The 26136-nt window shown below is 40.0% G+C and carries 21 protein-coding genes; 2 read left to right on the top strand and 19 right to left on the bottom strand.

From position 1 onward, the window contains the following. Positions 1-401 precede the first annotated feature (401 nt). The 10 genes from rpmE to MKY09_RS03140 form a co-directional block, all read right to left on the bottom strand. Positions 402-617, bottom strand: coding sequence for a 50S ribosomal protein L31 (gene rpmE, locus MKY09_RS03185; RefSeq protein ID WP_169359455.1), 216 nt, complete (start codon positions 615-617; stop codon positions 402-404). Between the two features lie 164 nt (positions 618-781). Next, the gene (locus tag MKY09_RS03180) at positions 782-2110 is read right to left on the bottom strand and encodes an FtsW/RodA/SpoVE family cell cycle protein (protein ID WP_342567558.1); all 1329 of its coding nucleotides are present in this window, start codon (positions 2108-2110) and stop codon (positions 782-784) included. After that, a complete protein-coding gene (locus MKY09_RS03175; RefSeq protein ID WP_251552326.1) occupies positions 2100-2510 on the bottom strand; it encodes a helix-turn-helix transcriptional regulator in 411 nt (136 codons plus the stop codon). Before MKY09_RS03175 ends, MKY09_RS03180 begins: the two co-directional genes overlap by 11 nt. Beyond that, positions 2495-3037: a sigma-70 family RNA polymerase sigma factor gene (locus MKY09_RS03170; protein WP_342568208.1), complete on the bottom strand. Its 543-nt coding sequence runs from the start codon at positions 3035-3037 to the stop codon at positions 2495-2497. Before MKY09_RS03170 ends, MKY09_RS03175 begins: the two co-directional genes overlap by 16 nt. Positions 3038-3181: 144 nt before the next feature. Continuing rightward, positions 3182-4465: a transcription termination factor Rho gene (gene rho, locus MKY09_RS03165; RefSeq protein WP_169359451.1), complete on the bottom strand. Its 1284-nt coding sequence runs from the start codon at positions 4463-4465 to the stop codon at positions 3182-3184. A 119-nt stretch (positions 4466-4584) separates the two neighbouring features. Then, positions 4585-5547 carry a class II fructose-bisphosphatase gene (glpX, locus tag MKY09_RS03160; protein ID WP_340885410.1) on the bottom strand — a complete coding sequence of 321 codons (963 nt, stop codon included), beginning with the start codon at positions 5545-5547 and terminating at the stop codon, positions 4585-4587. A 427-nt stretch (positions 5548-5974) separates the two neighbouring features. Beyond that, positions 5975-7252, bottom strand: a complete 1278-nt coding sequence (locus MKY09_RS03155; RefSeq protein ID WP_169359449.1) for a UDP-N-acetylglucosamine 1-carboxyvinyltransferase — start codon at positions 7250-7252, stop codon at positions 5975-5977. Between the two features lie 20 nt (positions 7253-7272). Next, positions 7273-7920 carry a fructose-6-phosphate aldolase gene (fsa, locus tag MKY09_RS03150; RefSeq protein ID WP_169359448.1) on the bottom strand — a complete coding sequence of 216 codons (648 nt, stop codon included), beginning with the start codon at positions 7918-7920 and terminating at the stop codon, positions 7273-7275. 101 nt (positions 7921-8021) lie between these two features. Further along, on the bottom strand, positions 8022-8879 hold the full coding sequence (locus MKY09_RS03145; RefSeq protein WP_169359447.1) for a class II fructose-bisphosphate aldolase: 858 nt from the start codon (positions 8877-8879) through the stop codon (positions 8022-8024). A 198-nt stretch (positions 8880-9077) separates the two neighbouring features. Continuing rightward, positions 9078-9434, bottom strand: coding sequence for a response regulator (locus MKY09_RS03140; protein ID WP_169359446.1), 357 nt, complete (start codon positions 9432-9434; stop codon positions 9078-9080). A gap of 198 nt (positions 9435-9632) precedes the next feature. Here MKY09_RS03140 and MKY09_RS03135 point away from each other — a divergent pair, with 198 nt between their 5' ends. Further along, positions 9633-10151, top strand: a complete 519-nt coding sequence (locus MKY09_RS03135) for a DUF2529 family protein (protein ID WP_169359445.1) — start codon at positions 9633-9635, stop codon at positions 10149-10151. Between the two features lie 520 nt (positions 10152-10671). On the opposite strand, the gene MKY09_RS03130 is transcribed toward MKY09_RS03135, so the two are convergent. From MKY09_RS03130 to MKY09_RS03090, 9 genes are all read right to left on the bottom strand, one after another. After that, positions 10672-12267: a CTP synthase gene (locus tag MKY09_RS03130; RefSeq protein ID WP_169359444.1), complete on the bottom strand. Its 1596-nt coding sequence runs from the start codon at positions 12265-12267 to the stop codon at positions 10672-10674. A 144-nt stretch (positions 12268-12411) separates the two neighbouring features. After that, positions 12412-12984: a DNA-directed RNA polymerase subunit delta gene (gene rpoE / locus MKY09_RS03125; RefSeq protein WP_298468203.1), complete on the bottom strand. Its 573-nt coding sequence runs from the start codon at positions 12982-12984 to the stop codon at positions 12412-12414. A 319-nt stretch (positions 12985-13303) separates the two neighbouring features. Beyond that, positions 13304-16561, bottom strand: coding sequence for a fused isobutyryl-CoA mutase/GTPase IcmF (icmF, locus tag MKY09_RS03120; RefSeq protein ID WP_342567557.1), 3258 nt, complete (start codon positions 16559-16561; stop codon positions 13304-13306). 49 nt (positions 16562-16610) lie between these two features. Further along, complete coding sequence (locus MKY09_RS03115; RefSeq protein WP_298468197.1) at positions 16611-17249, bottom strand: TetR/AcrR family transcriptional regulator; 639 nt, start codon at positions 17247-17249, stop codon at positions 16611-16613. 1 nt (position 17250) lies between these two features. Then, positions 17251-18390: an acyl-CoA dehydrogenase gene (locus MKY09_RS03110; RefSeq protein ID WP_169359441.1), complete on the bottom strand. Its 1140-nt coding sequence runs from the start codon at positions 18388-18390 to the stop codon at positions 17251-17253. 55 nt (positions 18391-18445) lie between these two features. Further along, positions 18446-19582 carry an acyl-CoA dehydrogenase gene (locus tag MKY09_RS03105; RefSeq protein WP_342567556.1) on the bottom strand — a complete coding sequence of 379 codons (1137 nt, stop codon included), beginning with the start codon at positions 19580-19582 and terminating at the stop codon, positions 18446-18448. Positions 19583-19602: 20 nt separating this feature from the next. Beyond that, on the bottom strand, positions 19603-20454 hold the full coding sequence (locus tag MKY09_RS03100) for a 3-hydroxybutyryl-CoA dehydrogenase (protein ID WP_298468189.1): 852 nt from the start codon (positions 20452-20454) through the stop codon (positions 19603-19605). Continuing rightward, complete coding sequence (locus MKY09_RS03095; protein ID WP_342567555.1) at positions 20451-21659, bottom strand: acetyl-CoA C-acetyltransferase; 1209 nt, start codon at positions 21657-21659, stop codon at positions 20451-20453. The genes MKY09_RS03100 and MKY09_RS03095 overlap by 4 nt, the downstream gene beginning before the upstream one ends. A gap of 158 nt (positions 21660-21817) precedes the next feature. Then, on the bottom strand, positions 21818-23971 hold the full coding sequence (locus MKY09_RS03090; protein WP_169359437.1) for a (Fe-S)-binding protein: 2154 nt from the start codon (positions 23969-23971) through the stop codon (positions 21818-21820). Positions 23972-25407: 1436 nt separating this feature from the next. Between MKY09_RS03090 and MKY09_RS03085 the strand changes: the two genes are divergently transcribed. Beyond that, positions 25408-26073, top strand: a complete 666-nt coding sequence (locus tag MKY09_RS03085) for an HAD hydrolase-like protein (protein WP_342567554.1) — start codon at positions 25408-25410, stop codon at positions 26071-26073. The last annotated feature ends 63 nt before the right edge of the window (positions 26074-26136 follow it).

The raw sequence follows: 26136 nt of genomic DNA, 5'->3' as shown, positions 1-26136 counted from the left end.
TTTTGCTTCTATCTATTTATATCATACGGGTGTATTCCCCGAAACTATTTTAAAGGAATTGTCACAAGAAAAGCAGAAGCGCCTATCTCTGCCCCGACAGGCAAATGGGGAAAAGCGAGGAGGCATTTTCTCAGCCACCGGAGCTTTTATCCATTTGACCCCGAGGGGCATGGCGGTGGAGCTAGACATCAAGAAAAGCGCAACCGCCTATCTCTGCCCCGACAGGCAAATGGGGAAAAACGAGGAGGCATTTTCTCAGCCACCGGAGCTTTTATCCATTTGACCCCGAGGGGCAAGGCTGCTTGCGCTAGACACTATCCACAGATTGAGAATTTTATAATTTCCTAAACTATAAACAAAAATACCTGCAAAGCACTAAGTGCTCTGCAGGTATTTTGTTATTAGTCTTGAGTTTCTTCTTTAATTCCGTATTTTTTGTTGAAGCGATCAACACGGCCATCCGCAGCTGCGAATTTTTGACGTCCAGTATAGAATGGGTGACATTCGTTACAGAACTCGACTTTAATGTCTGATTTTACAGAACCAGTTGTGAATGTGTTACCACATGAACATGATACTGTTGCTTCTTTGTAATCGGGATGAATTCCTGCTTTCATCTCTATCTCTCCTCTCGCCCTGAACCATCTGGAACAGAGTTGGTTATGAAACTGATACCTTACACGATCCGATTGATGTCAATCGCATATGTAGCAGAAATGTATAAACTTACGTTTCATATAATAACATGTCTTCACGTTCTAGACAAGTCATTAGTTTTTGTTTAATGACTTACCTTAGAAGTTATTTTAGGAACGTGGAGTGTCTGTACAAAGTGTTTTCGTCTATATACGCTAAGGACTAAGCCTATTAAGAAAGCATTGAGTACGGTTGGCATAAATCCGTAGCTAAAAAACGGTAGTGATATCGATACAATTGGAACTAACCCAACTGTCATTCCAACGGCATAGATGAATTGTGTCGAAAAAATTGTAATACATCCTGTAATGATTAATCTTCCGAAGGAGTCCTTCACTGAAGAAGTATTGTGTAAAAAGCGCACAATCACTAAGCTTAGTATTATAAATATTCCAATCGCCATAGCTAAACCATAGGATTGAATGAGATGTCCAAAAACTAAATCTGTATGTGCTTCTGGAAGTTTATAGGTCGTTCCTGCTCCAAACCATTTAGCTCCTTGAAGTAAATCTGTAAGCAATACATTCATATATCCTGCACCTTCAGCATAACTTGCTGGATTAAAGAAGCCCAGTAGACGTGCTATCTGGTATTTTGCAATACTTCCATTTTGATAGCTGAACCACGTAAATATGATGAAGCTAATGATTAAAGCTGCCACAGCTCCAAAAACTATACTTTTTTGTTTTTTAGAAAACTTACTTTTCATGAATAATACTCCAACAAGAGCTCCGTATATTAATAAAATTGACAAGTCCGCATTAAAGCTAAATAAAATAAATGAAATTCCTACTAGTACAGTCGCTTTCCATAAGGCAAAGTTCTGTTTAGAAAACAATGCTGCCCAGGCAATACAGTAAAGTGGGATCGACATCCAAACCTTTAAACTAATAAATCCAACTTGGATCATTACTTTTCCGTTTATTTGTGCATTGTAAAAACTATATAAAAATATTATAAATAAGGAGGCAATGCCGAAAAAAACATAACCCAATTGTGCAAACTTTCGATAATCCAAAAACATTAATCCAAGAGCAACGCCAAAGCCTAAGATAATATGAATTACATGATTAGATAAAAACGCAGGAATCATATGACCATATCTGTACTCATAATGTGGCTGATTCAAAGCTATAATTGGCAAAAAGCTCAGTAATAATATTCCAATTAGTAAGGAGAGAAGCAGCCAATCTATTCTAGGCTTGTGGATTTCATTTAATGATTTACCGAGCACGGTAGGACTGCCCATTTCGGAAGCAGCTTTACCCTCTGCCTCCTTTTCCGTATATCCTTTTGTCATCCAAGACATCTTCGAGTGTTCCATATGATTAGCTAGCTCAGCTTCCACATAACTTTTTGCCTCTTTAGAGCGAATATGTGCAATAACTGACTGTAAATATTCTTTAATGCTCATCTGTAGTCACCTCGTGAAATAACTGCCTTAGTGAGAAACGAGTTGCTGTAGAAGAATGCTTTTTCTGTAATAGCTTATGTCCTTTTTTCGATAATCTATAATACTTTTCTCCTTCAGTCCAAAAGGATTCTAGCTCACCGTTTTGTTCCGCCAGATGAAGTGAGGTATATACAGCTCCTTCATTACATCTAATAGATTTTTCTCCTCTTACATGCAGAAGCTCTACTAACTCACTACCCGTCTTAGATTCTACTAAAAGAGGTAAAATCTCTTCTGTTAAAGCAGCTGGAGAGAGTTGTTTAATTTGGTCATTTACTTTTTGATGTACCTCTGAAAATTGCAGATGCTCAAATGTAGTACTTTTCATAGCTTTTTTTAAGCCCTTCAATCGTTCTTCCACTCAGACCCCTCCAATATATTCTTTAATAGAAGTTTTCCTTTGCGCAGCCTCGTCTTAATGGTGTTTTCATTAAGCTGCAAAACGGCTGCTGCTTCCCTCATGGTCAGTTCTTCAAAATAAGCTAAGTAAATTACTTCACGATATTTAATAGGTAAGCTCATGACTGCCGCTGCAAGCGATGCATCCTCATCTTGCTGGACAATGATTTGTTCTACACTTGAAGACAATGTAGCTCTATTTAGAAACGTATCTTCTGTTATCCTAACATTTTGGTTATACCAGCTTTTTAAATAGTCCTTGGCATGATTGATGGCAATGCGCCATAACCATGTTTTAATAGATGATCGGCCTCTATAACTCGGTAACCCTTTGTAGCACTTCACAAAAATCTCTTGTGTTAAATCCTCAGCAATCGTTTCGTTATGTACGTAAGCATAGACTAGCTGCAATATATCCTGACCATGTGTACTCATCAGTTCATCGATGAGCTGCTCATAATTCTCGGATTTAGTATCCCCCATTAGCATTCGCTCCACCGTTGTCCCCCCTTTTGCACATTAGACGAGTGTGCAGTTAGAAAAGTTTTCATTTATGAAATCATTATTTAAAAACATCAAAAAAGGAGACTCAGGACTGTTGTCTTGAGTCTCCATTTAAAGTTATTAGTTCAATTATAGTGACACTTTACCACTACGATGTGCTTTCATTTCCTCACTCAATTGCTCGAAGAAACCTTCGTTCGTTTTCGTTAAGCGTAGTTTTTTCAAGAAACGCTCTCCAAAATCGGAAGAATCAGAGAAAGTTTTGCGAATAGCCCATAGTTTATCCAATTGGTCTTTAGGAATTAACAATTCTTCTTTTCTTGTTCCTGAACGACGGATGTCAATGGCCGGGAAGATACGGCGCTCTGCTAGACTACGGTCTAGGTGAAGCTCTAGGTTTCCTGTACCTTTGAATTCTTCGTAAATAACTTCATCCATTCGTGATCCAGTATCAACTAAAGCAGTGGCTAAAATAGTTAAGCTTCCACCCTCTTCGATATTACGCGCAGCACCGAAGAAGCGTTTTGGACGATGGAATGCAGCAGGGTCAATACCACCTGATAAAGTACGTCCACTTGGCGGTATTACAAGATTGTAAGCACGTGCTAAACGAGTGATAGAATCCATTAGGATAATAACATCACGCTTATGCTCTACAAGGCGCATAGCTCTTTCCAAGACAAGCTCTGCTACCTTAACGTGATTTTCTGGTACCTCATCAAATGTGGAGCTTACTACATCAGCTTTTACAGAACGCTCGATGTCTGTTACTTCCTCCGGGCGCTCATCTATTAATAATACAATTAGCTCTGCATTTGGATGGTTCGTAGTAATAGCATTAGCAATTTCTTTTATTAATAAAGTTTTACCAGCCTTTGGTGGAGCAACAATTAAACCACGCTGACCATAACCTACTGGAGCTACTAAATCCATAATTCTAGTAGATAGCTTCTCTGGAACAGTTTCCAATTTAATATGGCGATCTGGATACAAAGGTGTTAGTCCTGGGAAATGAACTCGCTCTTTAGCAATTTCAGGATCTTCTCCATTTACTAGCTCTACATGCAGAAGACCGTAATAACGTTCGCTTTCCTTTGGTGGTCGTACTTTCCCTGTTACTTTGTCTCCGTTACGCAAATCAAATCTTCTAATTTGTGACGCGGAAATATAAATATCTTCGGAGCTAGGAGAATAGTTAATCGGTCGTAGGAAGCCAAAGCCCTCCTGCTGAATGATCTCTAAAACACCTTCCATAAAGAAAAAGCCTTCTTGCTCTGCACGAGATTTTAAGATTGCAAAAATAAGTTCTTTTTTTGATAATTTACTATAAGCAGCTATTTTATACTTGCGCGCAAGAGTATAGAGCTCTTTTAAGGTCATATTCTCTAGCTCATTGATCGTTGTTTGTGTCATTAGCACGCACCACTCTTTACTATATTTTGTTGTTTACTTATTGAAACTGGATAAAAGGAAAGAAGTTTTATTAGAGGATACCCGATAGAGAACTATCGGGTATACAAAGAAGTTTAGTTTTATAGTACTAAATTCGGTTTTTTGTTTAAGCTGTGACGGCCTTCTACGAAACGAATAGTTCCGGATTTGGCGCGCATTACGATAGAATGCGTGGAACCAAAAGCGCCTTTGAACTGCACTCCACGTAGGAGCTCTCCATCAGTAACTCCAGTTGCTGCAAAGATGGCATCATCGCCTTTTACAAGGTCAGTCATACGCAATACCTTGGAAACATCTAGTCCCATCTTTTTACATCTTTCAAGTTCTGCCTCATCCTGAGGAACAAGCTTCCCTTGAATTTCTCCACCTAAGCATTTTAATCCAACTGCTGAGATAACTCCTTCTGGAGCTCCTCCCATGCCGAATAAAATATCAACACCAGTATTATCAAAAGCAGTGTTAATCGCCCCAGCTACATCGCCATCGGTAATTAGCTTGATGCGAGCGCCTGCTGCTCTAATTTCTTCGATAATTTTTTCATGGCGCTGACGACCTAAGATAGTCGCAACAACGTCTTCAATATCTTTGTTTTTTGCACGAGCAACAGCACGTAAATTATCAAGTACAGACGCATTTATGTCCACTTGGCCAACGGATTCAGGTCCTACTGCCAGTTTTTCCATATACATATCTGGTGCATGAAGTAAATTTCCGCGATCTGCAATTGCTAGAACTGCCAATGCATTCCAGCCACCAGAAGCTACAATATTAGTACCTTCTAAAGGGTCTACTGCTACATCTACTTGAGGACCTCCTGTGCCATGGCCAAGCTTTTCTCCGATATATAGCATCGGTGCCTCGTCCATTTCACCTTCCCCAATTACTACAACACCCTCCATAGGGATAGTGTCAAATACTGTACGCATTGCAGTAGTTGCTGCATCATCTGCTTCATTTTTTAATCCTCGTCCCATCCAGCGAGCAGATGCAATAGCGGCTGCTTCAGTCACTCGGACTAATTCCATTGATAAACTACGTTCCATTTCGTTTGTGCCTCCCGTATTACGGATTGTATATAAATACATACGAATTTGTTTCTTCCGATATCATTGTAGCATATTTGTCAAATAAGAAAAGCGCAATCGCCTATGTCTGCCCCGACAGGCAAATGGAGAAAAGCGAGGAGGCAGCTCTTCCGCCACCGCAGCTTTTATCCATTTGACCCCGAGGGGCAAGGCGATGGAGCTAGACAGATAGAAAAGCGCAATCGCCTGTTCTGACCCGACAGGCAAATGGAGAAAAGCGAGGAGGCATCTCTTCAGCCACCGGAGCTTTTATCCATTTGACCCCGAGGGGCAAGGCGATGGAGCTAGACAATAAGAAAAGCGCAATCGCCTGTCTCTCGATCGACAGAAATCACCTAAGTTATGTCTAGTTTCTAAAAAAATGGAGAAAATACCCTCCATTTTTCTAGCTATTATTTTGTTCGATTTCCAGTACTTCCACTCTTCTAATATCTGCCCCTATACCTTGTAGCTTCTCGATTAATGAGCTATATCCTCGGTCTATATGGTAGATATCTTGAATTTCGGTTTCACCGTCTGCTATTAAGCCTGCCAGTACCAGAGCAGCCCCTGCGCGAAGATCACTCGCTCGAACGGTTGCAGCCTCTAGCTTAACAGGTCCAGTTAGCACAGCAGTTCTACCATCTACTCTTCCATTTGCATTCATGCGGCGTAACTCATCAATATGTTTAAACCGCGCTGAATAAATAGAATCAGTAATGACCGAAGTTCCGGTAGCTTGTGTCAATAAAACAGAAAAAGGTTGCTGAAGATCCGTGGCAAATCCAGGATAAACAAGTGTCTTAACGTCAACAGCTTGTAAATTTGTCGTTTTAGGAATAAATACCTTCTCTTCAAACTCTTCTACAGCTACTCCCATTTCTCGAAGCTTTGCAGTTAAAGCTTCCACGTGAAATGGAATGACATTATCAATGGTTACTCCATCACCGGCAAGTGCAGCCATAATCATAAAAGTGCCAGCCTCTATACGGTCCGGAATAATCGTGTGCTTTGTACCGTGCAGCTCTTCTACCCCATCAATACGAATCACGTTTGTTCCTGCACCTTTAATATTAGCTCCCATATTTGAAAGTAACGTTGCCACATCAATGATTTCTGGCTCTTTTGCAGCGTTTTCGATAATAGTTCTACCTTTTGCTAGGACGGCAGCAAGCATGATGTTAATTGTGGCGCCCACACTTACAACATCTAGATATATTTTTGATCCAACTAGCTCGTCTGCTCTCAAATAGATTGCTCCGTGCTCATTGCTCACTTCTGCACCTAACGCTTCAAACCCTTTAATATGCTGGTCAATTGGTCGAGGGCCTAAATGACAGCCGCCCGGCAGCCCAATAGCTGCTTTTTTGAATTTCCCTAGCATAACACCCATTAAGTAATAAGATGCTCGTAACTTTTTAATATTACCATTAGGCATAGGCATATCTACAACATTTGTCGGATCTATCACCATAGTCCCCTCAGAGAAGGTTACTTTTGCACCAACCTCTTCTAAAATTTCCTTTAGGGTGAAAACATCCAATATTTCAGGTAAGCCTTCTATTGTAACGGGAGAATTAGCCATCAACGAAGCGGGAATAAGAGCTACTGCACTATTTTTTGCCCCACTTACTTTAATCGTGCCACGGAGGGTGTTTCCTCCTTTTATTTTATAAACTTCCATACCGTTCTCCTTCGTGTTGGTTACTCGCTTTTTCTATTGTTCCAATCCGCTAGGAAACCTTCAATTCCTTTATCAGTTAAAGGATGATTGAATAATTGTTTTAAAACTTTAAATGGAGTAGTAGAGATATGTGCACCATTTAATGCTGCATCCGTAATATGCTGTGGATGTCTGATTGAGGCAGCGATGATTTCTGTGTCAATGTTATGGATAGAGAATATAGTTGAGATTTTAGCAATCAATTCCATACCATCATGGCCAATATCATCTAAACGTCCTAAGAAAGGAGAAACATATGTAGCACCAGCACGCGCTGCCATTAGTGCTTGGTTTGCACTGAAGATTAAAGTTACGTTAGTTTTAATACCTTCTGCACGGAAAACCGAACATGCTTTTAAGCCTTCTGGTGTCATCGGAAGCTTAACTGTGATGTTTGGTGCAATTGCAGCTAGCTCTCTACCTTCTTTAATCATACCTTCTGCATCTAAAGCTATAACCTCTGCACTTACTGAACCATCTACTAAAGCTGTGATTTCACGTAAACGATCGTGAAAAGAAATATTTTCTTTTGCTACTAAAGATGGATTTGTAGTAACACCTGAGATTACTCCCCATGAGTGTGCTTCTTTTATTTCGTCAAAGTTTGCTGTATCGATAAAAAATTTCATATTAATAATATCCTCCTCTTGATGGAAAAACAGGAGAAGTCCCTCTTGTCACTCTACTTAAGAGCCAAAGAGCACTTCTCCTTTATAGCTATTTATATTACTTATGCTTTATTAGAACTTCCGAATTCACGCATTTTTCCAATCACAGTTGCTTTTATTGCATCACGTGCTGGGATTAAATACTTACGTGGATCGTATTGTTCTTCGTTAGCTGCTAGGTATTCACGAATTGCTTTTGTTGCAGCAATTTGGTTTTCTGTATTTACATTAATTTTAGCTGTACCTAATGAAATAGCTCTTGTAATGTCTTTTGTTGGAATACCAGTTCCGCCATGTAGTACTAACGGTAAATCAGCTAACTTAGAAATTTCTTCCATTTCCTCAAAACCTAAGTTTGGTTCACCTTTATACGGACCATGAACGGATCCAAGAGCAGGTGCAAGACAGTCAATTGCAGTGCGTTTTACAAGCTCTGCACATTCTGCTGGGTCGGCATAAATAACGCCATCTGCTATTACATCGTCTTCTTGACCGCCAACAGTCCCTAGCTCTGCTTCTACGGAAACACTGTGAGCATGAGCATACTCTACCACTTTTGAAGTAATTTCTACATTTTCTTCGAAAGGATGGTGTGATGCGTCAATCATGACAGAAGTAAATCCAGCATCAATTGCAGCCTTACATTTATCAAAGCTTGAACCATGATCTAAATGAATTGCTACCGGAACTGTAATATTATAGTCCGCCATTAATCCCTTAACCATATGTACAACTGTTGTAAATCCGCCCATGTATTTTGCAGCGCCTTCAGAAACACCTAGAATAACTGGTGACTTTTCTTCTTCAGCTGCTTGTAAAATAGCCTGCGTGAATTCCAAGTTATTAATGTTGAATTGTCCAACTGCATAGCCTTCTTTTTTACCTTTTTCAAGCATTTCTTTCATAGAAACTAAAGCCATTTAAAAGGACCTCCTATATTTTAATTGGTACATCGCAAATAATTAATCAAATGCTTAAGCAGGACACACCTCTAAACGTTCCACATAATAAAATACCCTATATTTTGTCCAAATAAACTGTTTAGAGTTAGCCTACTCATTTCCTACACAATCATAACAAAAACAGGCGATGTTTTCCACTGCCTGCTCATACCCTCATTATTTTAGTAAATTGTTCACAGCATCCCTTACTTCAAAAATATCAAAGGGCTTTGTAAAATAGAGAGATGCGCCTAAGCCCATCGCCTCTTGTATGAGATTTAACTCACCATAAGCGGTCATCATCATCACTGGTAATTCAGGTGATTGTTCTTTTATTTTTTTTAAAATTTGAATCCCATCCATACCTGGTATTTTCATGTCCAATAATACACCAGCAATCGGCTTTTCTTCTAATTGCTTCAATGCCTCATAACCATTTGATGCTAGGCTAATCTCGTACCCTTCTTGAGCGAAAACTTCTTTTAAGAGCATCCGTATCCCAAGTTGATCATCTACAATTAGTAACTGTTTCATGAAGGAAGACCCCTTTTTACCGTATTTTCTAGTAATGTAATATTCGCTACAAACATTCCTCTTTCCTCCTTTTTCCGTTGAAAATATTATGATAAAAAGGATAAAATCTCCTAATAATAGACACATTTTTTATGATTGCTATACAAGTTACTACAATGATTATCCAAATTCTTATATAATAATTTAGAGGTGAAAAGAATGAAAATGTTAACAACACAACTTTCCGGGCTGCTCCAAAGAATTGCTAGCTCCGAGGAAGAAAGCATAGAAGAAACTGCTCGCCTCCTTGCACAAGCGGCTGCAGGGGAAGGGAAAATCTATTTTGCAACGTTTGATGAAATGCATAGCATTGCGATAAATGCACAGTATGCTACTGAGCCATTTCCAAAAATGGAAAGATGGAGTCCTGATGTAGAGTTTACTAGCGCAGACAGAGTTTGGATCATTACTCGCTCCGCTCTTAATGATGAGGCAATTTCGCTCGCTAAAAGCTTAAGTGAGCAGTTTATCCCTTTTGGCGTTTTAACTAGCGAGCCGGCTGGGGACGATAATTTGTTATTTGATCTTGCATATACATATATATCCTTAAAGATTTCTAAAGGACTACTTCCTGCTGAAGATGGCTCTAGAGTAGTTTTCCCACACGCACTCGCTGGATTGTTCGTATATGAAGCTGTTAAATTACAAATCGACGAAATACTTAAAAGTGAGGAATAAATATTAGGTATAAAGCTAGCTGCCAAAAGCTAGCTTTTTTTAATGAGAAAAATATACAAACATTATTCACTAGAATTAGTGCCTGCCTCGTGACTTTAACGGTTGTTTGTTTCTGAAAGAAACTTTCTTCCTTCCGCTAGTTCGCTCTGACTAGTTTTACGACAATAGAACGGTATTTTACTACAATCACCCGCTACTTTACGACAATGAGCCCACTTTTTACTACAATCCCTTGCCTGCTAACTCGCTCTCACCAAAAAAACCTTTATGAATAGTAGACTTATTATCTTACATCAAAGTTTCATATGTAATTGGAATATTTGAAATTTATATGTTTTATAATAGAATTTCTACTTGGCGCTTCCTTCCCTACCTCACTAATCCTATTATAACCTATACTGTATAATAATTACATTACTGTTTATGTGAAAGATTATCACTTTTATGTACAAAAAAAGCATCGAACATTTTACAAAAGAGTAAAGTGCTCGATGCTGTCTTTTCATTTTTCTATCTTCAATTATTCTCCAACAGAAGCTTTAATGAATTCACGGAATAATGGTTGTGGACGCTGCGGGCGAGACACAAACTCCGGATGGAACTGAGATGCTACGAAGAAAGGATGCTCAGGAAGCTCAACGATTTCGATTAAACGACCATTTGGGCTTGTCCCAGAGAACATAAATCCAGCAGCCTCGAATTGCTCACGGAACTCATTGTTGAATTCATAGCGGTGACGGTGACGCTCATATACAAGCTCTTCACCGTAGGCTTCTTGTGCTTTAGAGCCAGGTGTTAGTTTACATGGATATAATCCTAGACGAAGTGTACCACCAAGGTCCTCTACGTCTTTTTGTTCTGGCAATAGATCAATAATAGAGTGTGGTGTGCTTGGATCTAACTCAGTTGAGTGTGCTCCTTCTAGGTTTAACACGTTACGAGCATATTCAACTGTTGCTAATTGCATACCTAGGCAGATTCCGAAGAAAGGTACTTTGTTTTCTCGCGCAAATTTAATCGCTGCAATTTTACCTTCTACCCCGCGATCTCCAAATCCACCAGGAACAAGGATACCATCTACGTCAGAAAGAATTTCAGCAACATTTTCATTGCTTACGTGCTCTGCGTTTACCCATTTAATCTCTACATCTGCATCAAATGCATATCCTGCATGTTTCATTGCTTCTACAACAGAAATGTATGCATCTTGAAGCTCTACGTATTTACCTACTAGACCAATACGAACTTTTTTCGATAATGATTTTACTTGATCTACTAATCCTATCCAGTCCGTCATATCTGCTTCTGGCGTAGTAAGCTGGAAGTGATCTACAACGATTTGGTCTAAATGCTGAGCTTGTAGGTTTAAAGGAATTTCATATAAAGAATCAGCATCGATACATTCAATTACTTCTTCTGGTTTGATATCACAGAATAACGCGATTTTATCTTTCATATCTTGTGGTACAGGCATTTCAGAGCGAACAACAATGACATTTGGTTGAATACCTAAGCTTCTAAGCTCTTTAACACTGTGCTGAGTTGGTTTTGTTTTCATCTCACCAGCAGCTTTGATAAATGGTACTAGCGTACAGTGGATGTACATGACATTATTACTTCCAACATCGCGCTTCATTTGGCGGATTGTTTCTAGGAAAGGAAGTGATTCTATATCTCCTACCGTTCCACCAATCTCCGTAATCACGATGTCCGCTTGAGTTTCTCTCGCAGCAAGGAATAATCTTTCTTTTATTTCATTTGTAATATGAGGAATGACTTGTACAGTTCCGCCGTTATAATCTCCACGACGTTCTTTTCTTAAAACGGACGAATACACTTTACCTGTTGTGATATTAGAGTATTTGTTCAGATTGATGTCGATGAAACGCTCATAGTGACCTAAGTCTAAGTCTGTTTCTGCACCATCGTCTGTTACGAAAACTTCCCCATGTTGATATGGACTCATTGTTCCAGGGTCTAGATTGATGTAAGGATCGAATTTTTGAATAGTTACTTTCAATCCTCTATTTTTTAATAAACGTCCAAGAGACGCAGCTGTAATACCTTTACCAAGCGAAGATACAACCCCACCAGTAACAAAAATAAATTTAGTCATTGTCGTTCCTCCTATTTATCGTGTTCCAATAATAAAAAGCGCTCCTCCTGCTGGTTTTAGCAGGGGAGCGCGTATGCACATGAGTATGTCTCTTCAAAAAGAGCCCAATAAAATCTTATAGCGTTTGCTAGTAGAAGTCAAGAATTATTCTTCTTCGTCTAATTCTTCATCATCATCTAGATCTTCATCATCAATGATTTCAAAGTCTTCATCGTCTTCGTCGATTAAATCTTCCTCGATTACGTCTACTTCATCAATTTCCGCTTCCACGAAATCGATTGCTACTACATCATCGTCATCGTCGTCATCATCGTCATCGTCGTCATCTTCAATAAATTCATCGAATTCTTCTTCAAAGATAATTTCATCCTCATCCAAATCATCCAAATCGTCTAAATCATCTACTGCTTTTGTTTTCTTCTTACGTACTTTTACAGTTGGAGCAGTTTCTTCTTCAATTTGTTCCACTGGATACCACTCTCTAAGGCCCCATTGGTTTTCAGCAATTGCTAGGAAACGTCCATCAATATTCATGTCTGTATAGAATTGTGGCTTACGATCTGCCATCTCTTCATCTGTAAAGCCGTTCAACTTTTGAATCTCATCAAATAATTCTGTTAATGTTAAAGAATTTTTCTTGTCTTCTAGTATGGCAAATCCAAGATCTATTAGTGATTCTTCTTGTAATTGTGCTGTTGTCATTTCACGAAAATTCAAATCGTGCACGTCCTTTCTATGTCCGCTTGCATACTTTCCATTATATACAAACAATTAAGTTATATGCTACATTCATTTATTCTTTTTGAAAAGAGATATTTTCCTACCAACTATAGAAAATAAATAAAAAGAAAGCAAGAGTAACGGTATGGAAGCGAGTCTTTTATTATACAACCAAACTGTCGTTAAAAGGAGAACAATTATAACCATAATTTGAACAGGCTTTTTCATCACACTTCTCCTCTACGACTTTATATATACATTATACAAAAAATATAATAAAAAAGTGCCTCTAATATACATAGAGACACTAATATTTTTACATATTTCTTCGATATTGACCGCCGACCTCATAAAGAGCATTAGTAATTTGACCTAAGCTAGCAATTTGGACTGTGCTCATGAGCTCTTCAAAGATATTGCCACCACTCATTGCAACTTGCTTCAAGCGCTCTAAAGCATGCTCCACTTTAGCTTCATGCTTAGCTTGGAAGTCTCTTAAATTATTTATTTGAGTTTCTTTTTCCTCTTTGGATGCACGGGCAAGTTCCATATTGTCTATATCATCTTCAGAAGCAGGGTTTGGATTTAAGTAGGTGTTAACTCCTATAATCGGAAGTTCCCCTGTATGCTTCTTCATCTCATAATACATAGACTCTTCTTGAATTTTGCCACGCTGATACTGAGTTTCCATGGCTCCAAGAACACCACCACGGTCATTGATCCGATCAAATTCCATTAGAACTGCTTCTTCTACAAGGTCAGTCAGCTCTTCCACTACATAGGAGCCTTGTAAAGAGTTTTCGTTTTTCGATAAACCATGCTCTTTTGTAATAATCATCTGGATAGCCATGGCACGACGTACAGATTCCTCTGTAGGAGTGGTGATTGCCTCGTCATACGCGTTTGTATGGAGCGAGTTACAGTTATCCTGCAATGCCATCAAGGCCTGAAGCGTTGTACGTATATCATTGAAATCTATCTCTTGGGCATGAAGACTTCTTCCCGATGTTTGTACATGGTACTTTAACTTCTGGCTTCTCTCATTTGCCCCATACTTTTCACGCATAACCACAGCCCATATACGACGGGCAACGCGACCAATCACCGTATATTCTGGATCTAGCCCGTTTGAGAAGAAGAATGATAGATTAGGTGCAAATTCATCAATATTCATCCCACGGCTTAAATAATACTCTACATACGTAAAACCGTTTGCCATCGTAAATGCCAGCTGGGAAATAGGATTTGCCCCTGCCTCTGCAATATGGTAACCAGAAATAGAAACAGAATAGTAATTTCTAACCTTATGGTCAATAAAGTATTGTTGGATGTCCCCCATCATTCGAAGTGCGAATTCTGTCGAAAAGATACACGTATTCTGTCCTTGATCTTCTTTTAGGATGTCTGCCTGCACGGTACCTCGAACGACTTGCAATGTTGCTTCCTTCACATGAGTGAATTCTTCTACCGTCAATGTTCTACCTAGCTCTTCTTCCTTTAGGCGTACCTGCTGGTCAATTGACGTGTTCATAAACATTGCTAAAATAATCGGAGCTGGACCGTTGATGGTCATCGACACAGACGTGGATGGCGCACATAAGTCAAAGCCAGCATATAGCTTTTTCATATCCTCTAATGTACAAATGCTAACACCAGATTCCCCGACCTTGCCGTAAATATCTGGACGATAATCAGGATCTTCTCCGTAAAGCGTTACGGAGTCAAACGCTGTAGACAATCGCTTTGCGTCGTCATCCTTAGATAAATAATGGAAACGACGGTTAGTACGCTCTGGAGTTCCTTCTCCTGCAAACTGACGCTTAGGGTCCTCTCCTTCTCTACGGAAAGGGAACACCCCTGCAGTATAAGGGAACGATCCTGGTACATTCTCTTTATAAACCCATTTCAAAATCTCCCCGTAATCGACAAATTTCGGTAGAGCGACTTTTGGGATTTTCAAGCCAGACAAGCTTTCCGTACGTAGAATTGTACGAATTTCTTTATCCCGAATTTTTGTGACAAACTCATCGCCTGCATACGCATCTTTTAGTGCCTGCCAGTTGTCTAGAATACGTTTTGATTCTGCCGTTAATTCATCTTTAATGCCCTCGGCTAGAGATTCTAATGATTGAATTAAAGCATCGTCTGCTGTTTTTTTCTTAACCTCATCAATTGCACCCTCTAGTTGGAACAATCGTCTTGCAAACTCTACCTGCTCTTGAGACTTGTTATGATAGCCTCTAACTGTGTCCGTAATTTCACGAAGGTAGTACCTGCGATCGTTAGGGATAATGACATTTTGCTTTTGCGTTTTCACAAACTGATCATAAGATGTTGCCCAATCTGTGCCCAATTTTTTATTCAGCGTATCGATTAACGCTGCAAATAATGAGTTAGTGCCTTTGTCATTGAACTGGCTAGCAATTGTACCGTAAACTGGCATTTTGTCCAGCTCCACATCCCATAGCTCCCGGCTGCGTTGATACTGCTTTTGCACCTGTCTTAATGCATCCTCAGAGCCTTTTCGTTCGAATTTATTGATAACGATTAAGTCTGCATAGTCAATCATATCAATTTTTTCTAGTTGAGACGGTGCTCCAAACTCACTAGTCATGACATACATAGAGAGGTCAGAAACATTCGTAATTTCGGCATCCCCTTGACCGATTCCACTTGTCTCTACAACAATCAGATCATAGCCGGCAACCTTCACAACATCTAATACATCTGCAATTGCGCCTGATAATTCTGTCCGTGATCCACGAGTAGCTAAGCTTCTCATAAATACTCGTTTATTGAAAATAGCATTCATACGGATACGGTCTCCAAGCAGAGCCCCACCAGTTTTTTGCTTTGTAGGGTCAATCGATAAAACTGCTATCTTTTTATCTGGCAATTCCTGAAGAAAGCGACGGATCAATTCATCCGTTAAGGAGCTTTTCCCTGCACCACCTGTACCCGTGATTCCTAGCACCGGAGTATTCTTAGACAGGCCTTGTGCCAGCTCAAGCATACTCTTTGTTTCGGAATCCTTGGTGTGATGTGCCTCTTCTGCTAGTGTAATCAGATGAGCGAGTACCTCCGGATTTTCAGTTGTAACTTTCTCGATTGTTTCTTTTGCTCCTGAAGGATCTGTTGGAACGTCGCACTCCATTAGCATTTTGTTGATCATCCCTTGCAGTCCTAGCTTTCGACCGTCTTCAGGTGAAAATATTCCGGAAATACCATATTCCTGCAGCTCTTTAATTTCTTTTGGGATAATTACTCCACCGCCACCACCATATATACGAATATGAGGTGCTCCCCTATCGGCAAGTAAGTCCTTCATATATTTAAAATACTCGACATGTCCTCCTTGATAGGAAGAGATGGCAATCCCTTGAACATCCTCTTGTATAGCAGCATTAACAACCTCTTCAACCGAACGATTGTGGCCTAGGTGGATCACCTCTGCTCCGCTCGCCTGTAAAATGCGGCGCATAATATTGATGGATGCATCATGACCGTCAAAAAGACTCGACGCCGTTACAAAACGAACATGATTTTTTGGACGATATACTTCTACCTTAGACATGTTGTTCCTCCTTGTTTGTGTGAACATTTATTCCAAACCCTGGACTAATTTAAAGAACGTCCTTCGCTTTACCCATCCCACTGAGTAATAACTGCACTTGTAGATCTGTAAATTGCTCGATGGTAAATTCCTTGCGCAAGGCCCATCTTCTAAATGCCCACATTTGCCCTTGGACAGCCAAGGTATGAGCATAGAGTTTAGCCTGCTCCGCAGTTAGCTTCAGCTCCCCAGCCTCCATACAGCCAACCATGATTTTATGGAAGATATCCACCATTTCTAGCTCTTTCGTTAATACATATTCGAGTGCTTTTTTTGGTAACGATTTGGATTCCTGGTACATGACGACAAACTCATCCGACATATCATCTATCACCCCATAATAGTGATATATCGCATTTTTCAAATCCTCCATCGTCGTGCCTTTTTCAGGCTGAAATTCTGAAAGCCTTCCATGAACCTCATGATAAATACTATCGCAAACTAAATAGAGTACATCCTCTTTGGTGCGGATATATTCATAAAGCGTGCCTATACTAAAGCCCGCTTCCTTCGCAATCTCTCTTGTAGTAGTACGGTGAAAGCCCTTTTGTTTGAATAAAGTGACAGCTGCTCGAATCATTTGCTGACGTCTTTTTTCAATTAAGTTTCCGTCCTTTACAGAGGTCAATACTTCGTGTTTTTTGTCCATGTTACTTAGTAAGCATACGAGAGATAACAAGACGTTGAATTTCTTGTGTACCCTCATAAATTTGAGTTATTTTAGCATCACGCATAAAACGTTCCACTGGATAGTCCTTCGTATACCCGTATCCACCATATACCTGCACTGCTTCTGTTGTAACTTTCATAGCTGTATCTCCAGCCATTAGCTTAGCCATTGCAGATTCCTTCCCGTAGGAAAGTCCATTAGACTCTAACCAAGCTGCTTGATAAGTAAGTAATCGTGAAGCTTCAATCGATGTGGCCATGTCTGCTAGCTTAAAGGAAACACCTTGGTTTGCAGCGATTGGCTTACCAAACTGTACGCGCTCTTTTGCATAGCTAACGGAAGCATCCAAAGCACCTTGAGCAATACCAACCGCTTGAGCAGCGATACCGTTACGACCGCCATCTAACGTTTTCATAGCGATGATGAATCCTTCGCCTTCTTGACCTAATAGATTTTCCTTAGGCACACGGCAGTTTTCAAAGATGATTTCTGTTGTAGGCGATGAACGAATTCCTAGCTTTTTCTCTTTTTTCCCAACTGAGAATCCTTCAAATCCAGCTTCTACGATAAATGCACTTGTTCCTTTATGCTTAGATTCTGGATCTGTAACAGCAAACACTACATAAATGTCTGCAATCCCACCGTTTGTAATAAATATTTTAGAGCCATTTAGCACATAATGATCTCCATCTAATTTAGCAGTTGTTCTCATGCCACCTGCATCGGAACCAGACCCTGCTTCTGTTAGTCCGTAACCACCAATTTTTGTTCCTTCTGCCATTGGACGAAGATATTTTTGCTTTTGCTCTTCATTTCCATATTTGAATATTGGCCATCCAGCTAAAGATGTGTGTGCAGAAAGCGTTACTCCTGTAGATGCACAAACTCGTGACAGCTCTTCTACTGCGATACAGTAAGCTAAATAATCCGATCCAATTCCGCCGTACTCTTCAGGCCACGGAATTCCTGTTAGTCCAAGCTCTGCCATTTTGTCGAAAATTTCACGATCAAAACGCTCCTCTTCATCACGTTCAGCAGCTGTTGGTGCTACTTCATTCACAGCAAAGTCACGTACCATTTTACGAATCATTTCATGCTCTTCTGTTAGTTGAAAATTCATTTGTACATTCCGCCTTTTTGTCGTATTTATTTTTGTCTGCTATATTCGTTCTCTCTTAATTCATCAAATGCTTACTAATAACGATTCGTTGGATTTCACTTGTACCCTCGTAAATTTCGGTAATCTTTGCATCTCGGAAGTAGCGTTCTACTGGATAATCCTCTGTGTATCCATAGCCGCCAAATACTTGAACCGCCTCAATTGCTACGTCTACCGCTGTTTTAGAAGCGAATAGCTTAGCCATCGACGCTTCTTTCCCACAAGGAAGCCCTCTATCTCGCATATTGGCTGCTCGGTAAACTAGTAATCTAGCTGCCTCAACTGCTGTTCCCATGTCTGCAAGCTTGAACCCGACTCCTTGGTTTGCAGCAATTGGCTTACCAAATTGGACGCGTTCCTTTGCATATCCTACCGCTGCTTCGAAAGCAGCTTCGCCTATACCTAGAGCTTGAGTTGCAATTCCAATACGTCCCGTGTTTAAGTTGGCCATAGCAATTTTAAAGCCCTCGCCCTCTTCTCCAAGAAGGTTTTCTACTGGAATTTTCATATCCTCGAAGGTGATTTGGACTGTTCTCGATCCATGCAAGCCCATCTTGTGTTCGTCTTTTCCAATGATAAATCCTGGTGTGTCTTTCTCCACGATAAAGGCGGAGATTCCGCGAGAGCCCTGCGAAGCATCCGTCGAAGCAAATACGATGTAAACATCTGCCTCTCCACCATTTGTAATAAACACCTTGGATCCATTCAGCACATAATGATCGTCTTTTTTGACTGCTTTCGTTTTAAGAGCACCTGCATCTGACCCAGCAGATGGCTCTGTTAAGCAAAATGCTCCAAGATACTCGCCAGATGCAAGCTTTGGGATGTACTTCTGTTTTTGTTCTTCATTACCAAAGTAAAGAATTGGGTTCGTCCCTACGGATGTATGTACGGAAAGGATAACCCCTACAACCGCACTTACCTTGGATAATTCATGGATGGCAATCACATAGCTAGTAAAGTCCATCTCCGATCCACCGTACTTCTCTGGTATCGTGATCCCCATTAAACCTAGCTCACCCATTTTTTTTATAATTTCACGAGGGAACTCCCCTTGCTCCATCCGTTCAATAAAAGGCTCTATTTCGGCTTTTGCAAAATCACGAACCATGCTGCGCATCATTAGCTGCTCTTCAGTGAATGTTAACTCCATTAATAAATCCCCTTTGTTGGTTATTCGTAAATATAGAAGCCTCTTCCAGTTTTCTTCCCTAGCCATCCAGCCTTCACGTATTTACGCAATAACGGACATGGTCTATACTTGCTGTCACCAAATCCTTCATGAAGCACTTCCATGATATACAAGCAAGTATCTAAACCGATGAAGTCTGCTAGCTGTAGAGGTCCCATTGGATGATTCATGCCCATCTTCATGACATCATCGATTGCTTCTTTCGTTGCTACCCCTTCGTATAATGTATAAATTGCCTCATTGATCATTGGCATTAATACACGGTTTGCAACAAATCCTGGGAAGTCATTTACTTCAACAGGAACCTTACTTAACTTTTTCGTCATTTCCTCAATCGCTGCATAAACTTCATCATTCGTTGCAAGTCCTCTAATAATTTCAACGAGCTTCATCACGGGAACTGGATTCATAAAATGCATGCCAATTACTTGTTCTGGACGATTGGTAGCTGCTGCAATTTCTGTTATTGGAAGTGATGACGTATTCGTTGCTAAAATAGCATGAGCTGGTGCAATAGCATCTAGTTGTTTAAAAATAGATTGTTTGATTTCCATGTTTTCTACAGCTGCTTCGATGACAAGATCTACATCATTTGCATCGTTAATTGATAGTGACTTACTGATTTTATTTAAAACCGCTTGTTTGTCGTCCTCGGTCATTCTTCCCTTTTCTACATTTCTAGAAAGATTTTTGGAGATTGTTTGAAAGCCTCGCTCAAAGAATTTTTCTTCTCTGTCATTTAGCTTCACTTCATAGCCTGCCTGTGCGCAGACTTGTGCAATCCCAGAACCCATTTGCCCTGCGCCTATTACCATTACCTTTTGAATGTTCATGCTAGATTTCCCCCTGTTTTTGGAACTTCAATCATGATGGCATCTCCTTGGCCTCCACCTGAACAGATGGCAGCTATTCCGATGCCTCCCCCTCTACGCTTCAATTCATACGCAAGCGTAAGTATAATTCGTGCACCAGATGCTCCAATTGGATGACCTAATGCAACAGCCCCACCGTTCACGTTCACTTTGTCCTCTGATAAACCAGCAATTTGACTGCTCACTAACGCAACTGCCGCAAAAGCCTCGTTAATTTCAAACAAATCAATGTCTTCAATAGATTTCCCTGTTTTCTCAAGTAGCTTGTTAATAACAAGTCCTGGAGTTTGTGGAAAGTTTTCTGGCTCAATTGCAATGGCAGTGTGGCTAACTATATATGCTAGTGGCTCTTTTCCAAGCTCTTTTGCTTTATCTTCATTTGTCAGTACAAGTGCACAAGCACCATCATTTACCCCAGGTGCATTTCCAGCTGTAATAGTGCCCTCTTTACCAAATGCAGGTTTCAGCTTAGCAAGTGATTCAACAGAAGTATCCGTCCGAGGAGCCTCATCCTGAGTCACAACAATCGGATCACCTTTCCGTTGGGGAATCTCAACCGGAACAATTTCTTCTGCAAATATTCCAGATTCAATCGCTTTCAACGCACGGCTGTGACTTCTGTATGACCATTCATCTTGTTTTTCACGTGATAACTCAAACGTCTCAGCAGTCGAATTTCCGTAAGTTCCCATATGAACACGCTTCGGATGGAATGAACAAGAAAGACCATCGTAAATCATTCCGTCGACCATTTGGCCATCGCCCATTCTTAAACCAAATCTACCTTTCGGCAAATAGTATGGAGCGTTGGACATAGATTCCATTCCCCCAGCTACGATTACCTCTTCGTCCCCTAAACGAATAATTTGGTCTGCCATCGTTACGCTTCGCATCCCAGAAGCACATACTTTGTTAATCGTTTCTGTTTGAACATTCCAAGGAATTCCAGCCTTGTTAGCTGCCTGTCTAGAAGGAATTTGACCTTGCCCGGCTTGTAGGACCGTTCCCATAATTACTTCATCCACTTGTTCAGGATTTACACCTGCTTTTACAAGTGCTTCCTTTATAGCAACTCCTCCCAAATCGGAAGCTGTTAAGTTACTAAGTGCTCCACCGAACTTACCAAAAGCTGTACGTGCCCCATCCAAAATTACTGTTTTCGTCAATACAGTCACCCCTTTGATTTGTATACGCTTTCAAGATTATTTAAATAAAATAGCACTGACTGAACGCTCGCTCGATTAATAATGTTAAGAAAAGGGAGTATTTCCACTCCCTTCCTCATTAGTTTAAGTTTACTTAAAGTAATTTGTGATTGCAATTATTATTGAACATTCTGTTCTTCGTTAACCTCTTCTATTTCAGTCACTGACTCACCGAAGATGGATTTTTCTAGAAGCTCAGCAATATCATATGTTCCTACTGTATCTTCTACTTCTTTCGCTTTCGTACCATCTGACAGCATCGTTAAGCAGTACGGACATCCAGAAGAAATAACGGTTGGTTTTACTTCTAACGCTTGTTCTGTACGAGCAACGTTTACGCGGTTACCAACATGCTCCTCCATCCACATCAAGCCTCCACCAGCGCCACAGCACATCCCGTTTTCACGGTTACGCGCCATTTCTACTAGCTGAACTCCTGGGATCGATTTTAATATTTCACGAGGTGCATCATACACATCGTTATAACGTCCCAAGTAGCAAGAATCATGGAAGGTAATTGTTTCATTTACCGCATGCTTAGGTTTTAAGCGACCCGCCATTACTAAATCATATAGTAACTCTGTATGATGAAGAACTTCTCCATTCCAACCAAAATCACCGTATTCATTTTTGAAAATATTATATGCATGAGGATCGATTGTAACAATCTTCGTTATCTCTGCTTTTTCAAATTCTTTAATATTTGCTGCAGCTAATTCTTGGAACATAAATTCGTTTCCTAGACGTCGCGGTGTGTCTCCAGAATTCTTTTCCTTGTTACCTAAAATTGCGAATTTCACTCCTGCTTCATTCATCAGATGAGCAAACGATAAAGCAATTTTTTGAGAACGGTTGTCGAAGGATCCCATAGACCCAACCCAGAATAGATATTCAATTTCTTCCCCAGCTTTAGAAGCTTCTTTTACAGTAGGAATATGAAGATCTGGGCGAGCATCTCTCCAGTTTTCTTTCTCTTTACGGTTAAGACCCCAAGGATTGCCTTGACGTTCAATGTTTGTCATTGCACGTTGTGCATCCGGGTTTACTTTGCCTTCTGTCATTACTAAATAACGGCGAAGGTCTATAATTTTATCTACATGCTCGTTCATAACTGGACATTGGTCCTCACAGTTACGGCAAGTTGTACAAGCCCAAATCTCTTCCTCAGTGATTACATCACCGATTAATGAAGGACTGTAAATATCTTCAATGACTGCACCTTCTGCACCAGCTGCCATCGCTAGTTGATTTCCTTTTGTTCCTTGGAATGCTAATGAAGGTACCCATGGTTTTTGTTTCGTTTCTACTGCTCCAGTAAATGTTAAGTGATCACGAAGCTTCACGATTAAGTCCATTGGAGAAAGCATTTTACCAGTTCCTGTCGCTGGACACATATTCGTACAACGACCACATTCTACACACGCGTAGAAGTCTATCATCTGTGCTTGTGTAAAGTCTTGGACGCGACCGACACCGAAGACTGGCATTTCCTCTTCATCCGCTTCCTCGTCCTCTTCTTCTTCAAAATTAATAGGACGTAGTCTACCTACTTTATCTAGACGGTGAAAATATACGTTTGCAGGTCCAGTAATTAAATGGAAATGCTTAGATTGTGGTATATAAACTAAGAATGATAATAGGAACAATAAGTGAATCCACCACATAACAAAGAATACAGTGATTGCGGCTGCCTCAGGTATCCCTTGGAAAACGGTTGCAACAGCAGATGCTACAGGCTCACTCCAGGTTGCCTCATGTCCATGCCAAATCATTCCCATACCGTTACCGACTAATACAGACACCATTAGTCCACCGATGAAAATCAGTACTAGGCCATTTTTCCATCCACGTTTTAAACGAACTAGCTTTTCTACGTAACGGCGGTAGAATGCCCAGATTACTGCTACTAAAATAACTAATGTTACGATTTCTTGGAAGAATGTAAATGCTGGATATAGTGGTCCTAGCGGTAAATGTGAATCAGGTGCTAGTCCCTTCCAGATAAAATCAATTGCTCCAAATTGTACTAAGATAAATCCATAAAAGAACATGACGTGAATAGATCCACTCTTCTTGTCTTTTAATAATTTCTTTTGCCCAAATACATACACCCAGATTTTGCGAAGTCTTTCCTTCACATTATCTTCAAACTCAACTTTTTTCCCCAATTTAATGTATGCGTATCTCGTTCGTAGTAGATATACAAATAGATATACCGCATACAGTACAACACCTATGAATAACACCCAGTTTGCGATTAACAATGGATTCATTCCTTTTCCCCCTCTAAGATGTGCCTAATTACTAATAGAATAACATTATAATAGAATTATATGAATTAATACAATATTAAAACTGAATGAGCATTCAGTCAATAGGGAAATATATATTCTTTTCAAAAATGTTATTTTTTTAAAATAATTTAATCTTCTAGGCTTTGCGTTAAAGTATTATATTAAATGCAGATGGTATTTAGGAATTATAGATATAAATTTAATAATGAAACTCGCATTGTTAAGTAGATTTAGAAATCACAGATTTTCGCTTTCGGCGGGCGCTTTCCTGGGGGCACGGATCGAGCCTGTAGTCTCTCCCTCGTGCTGTTCCCCCAGGAGTCGCCGCCTGTCGCTTCAATCATATAGGATGGGGAAAGGATTTTAGATATTGGGATCGAGTTTTACATAAATGATTAATAATAACCTTCACATCTAAGTAGATTTAGAAATCACAGATTTTCGCTTTCGGCGGGCGCTTTCCTGGGGGCACGGATCGAGCCTGTAGTCTCTCCCTCGTGCTGTTCCCCCAGGAGTCGCCGCCTGTCGCTTCAATCACCAAGCATGCTGCAATATTAGAGAGTAGTAATGTGACCTAAACTCGCAAAGCGCCCATAAAAGGTATAATGTGTCCCATCATCTTATAAGAAACGTCCCATAAACCTAGAAGAAGTGACCCATAAAAGTCTTGAGATGGCCCATAAACTCGCAAAGCGCCCATTAAAGGTATAATGTGTCCCATAATCTTATAAGAAATGTCCCATAAATCTAGAAGAAGTGACCCGTAAAAGTCTTGAGATGGCCCATAAACTCAGAAAGCGCCCGTAAAAGTCTTTAATGTGTCCCATAACCTTATAAGAAACGTCCCATAAATCTAGAAGTAGTGACCCATAAAAGTCTTGAGATGGCCCATAAACTCAGAAAGCGCCCGTAAAAGTCTTTAATGTGTCCCATAACCTTATAAGAAACGTCCCATAAACCTAGAAGTAGTGACCCATAAAAGTCTTGATATGGCCCATAAACTCGGAAAGCGCCCGTAAAAGTCTTTAATGTGTCCCATAACCTTATAAGAAACGTCCCATAAACCTAGAAGAAGTGACCCATAAAAGTCTTGAGATGGCCCATAAACTCTCAAAGCGCCCATTAAAGTTATACTGTGTCCCATAATCTTATAAGAAACGTCCCATAAATCTAGAAGAAGTGACCCATAAAAGTCTTGAGATGGCCCATAACCTCACAAAACCTCCCCATAAAAGAGGACCCCCCTCACATTAATCAGATTTAATCTTAATGGTGTATTACTTATAGGCGCTACTCCGAATATAACGCTTTAGATAACCTAACCTATTAAGCATCTTAGCAATGCTAATCGGCGTCATTATCAAGGTGAAATGATCATGATTAGTAATCAATACTAAATGGAAGGATGTGTTCCAATGGATCGAGCAATTATTTTTGATATGGATGGCACGTTGTTTCAAACAAACCTAATATTAGAGCCTGCTCTTGAGGCTACTTTTGAGCAACTGCGAAATAAAGGCCTGTGGAGCGGCGAAACTCCGATTGACACATACAGAGAGATTATGGGGGTACCTTTACCCGTTGTTTGGGAAACTTTATGTCCAGCTCATAGCGATGCAGTTCGTGAGGAGAGTAATCAATTGTTTCAAATGGCTCTTATCGAACAGATTCAAAACGATCGAGGTGCATTATATGAGGGTGTAGAATCTACTCTAGCGGACCTTGCAAAGGATTTTCCCATGTATATTGCAAGTAATGGACAAACTGCCTATCTAGAGGCAATTATGGAGCATTACACTCTAAATAGGTGGATAAAAGATATGTATAGCATTGATTTAGTTGAATCTGGGAATAAATCTGAATTAGTGTCGTTAGTCATGAAAGAGAATGGAGTAAAGCGAGGGTATGTAGTTGGGGACCGTTCCTCAGATATTAAGGCTGCTTCAGATAACAATCTACTCTCTATTGGTGTACGGTTTGATTTTTCACAGGAAGCTGAGCTGATCCATGCGGATTATATTCTTGATAGCTTTTCTAATATCCATCAGGTGTTAAAAAAAACTAGCCTTTCTCAGAAATAACTCCCATCTTTTTAAAGCGGAATCGATTAGCCACTAAAACTTATCTTTTCCTAATTTGAAAAA

Origin of the sequence: Psychrobacillus sp. FSL K6-4046 (genome assembly GCF_038624605.1) — a bacterium.
GTDB lineage: Bacteria > Bacillota > Bacilli > Bacillales_A > Planococcaceae > Psychrobacillus.
This window is presented reverse-complemented; position numbering and strand designations above follow the sequence as displayed.

Coding starts and splice junctions, on each gene's coding strand:
- MKY09_RS03180 (WP_342567558.1), bottom strand. CDS start 2,110: ATGAGCATTAAAGAATATTTACAGTCAGTTATTGCACATATTCGCTCT.
- rho (WP_169359451.1), bottom strand. CDS start 4,465: ATGACACAAACAACGATCAATGAGCTAGAGAATATGACCTTAAAAGAG.
- MKY09_RS03140 (WP_169359446.1), bottom strand. CDS start 9,434: ATGAAACAGTTACTAATTGTAGATGATCAACTTGGGATACGGATGCTC.
- icmF (WP_342567557.1), bottom strand. CDS start 16,561: ATGTCTAAGGTAGAAGTATATCGTCCAAAAAATCATGTTCGTTTTGTA.
- MKY09_RS03100 (WP_298468189.1), bottom strand. CDS start 20,454: ATGAACATTCAAAAGGTAATGGTAATAGGCGCAGGGCAAATGGGTTCT.
- MKY09_RS03155 (WP_169359449.1), bottom strand. CDS start 7,252: ATGGAAGTTTATAAAATAAAAGGAGGAAACACCCTCCGTGGCACGATT.
- MKY09_RS03105 (WP_342567556.1), bottom strand. CDS start 19,582: ATGGAGTTAACATTCACTGAAGAGCAGCTAATGATGCGCAGCATGGTT.
- fsa (WP_169359448.1), bottom strand. CDS start 7,920: ATGAAATTTTTTATCGATACAGCAAACTTTGACGAAATAAAAGAAGCA.
- MKY09_RS03090 (WP_169359437.1), bottom strand. CDS start 23,971: ATGAATCCATTGTTAATCGCAAACTGGGTGTTATTCATAGGTGTTGTA.
- glpX (WP_340885410.1), bottom strand. CDS start 5,547: ATGGAACGTAGTTTATCAATGGAATTAGTCCGAGTGACTGAAGCAGCC.
- rpmE (WP_169359455.1), bottom strand. CDS start 617: ATGAAAGCAGGAATTCATCCCGATTACAAAGAAGCAACAGTATCATGT.
- MKY09_RS03170 (WP_342568208.1), bottom strand. CDS start 3,037: ATGCTAATGGGGGATACTAAATCCGAGAATTATGAGCAGCTCATCGAT.
- MKY09_RS03110 (WP_169359441.1), bottom strand. CDS start 18,390: ATGAATTTTCAACTAACAGAAGAGCATGAAATGATTCGTAAAATGGTA.
- MKY09_RS03115 (WP_298468197.1), bottom strand. CDS start 17,249: ATGGACAAAAAACACGAAGTATTGACCTCTGTAAAGGACGGAAACTTA.
- MKY09_RS03130 (WP_169359444.1), bottom strand. CDS start 12,267: ATGACTAAATTTATTTTTGTTACTGGTGGGGTTGTATCTTCGCTTGGT.
- MKY09_RS03145 (WP_169359447.1), bottom strand. CDS start 8,879: ATGGCTTTAGTTTCTATGAAAGAAATGCTTGAAAAAGGTAAAAAAGAA.
- MKY09_RS03085 (WP_342567554.1), top strand. CDS start 25,408: ATGGATCGAGCAATTATTTTTGATATGGATGGCACGTTGTTTCAAACA.
- MKY09_RS03135 (WP_169359445.1), top strand. CDS start 9,633: ATGAAAATGTTAACAACACAACTTTCCGGGCTGCTCCAAAGAATTGCT.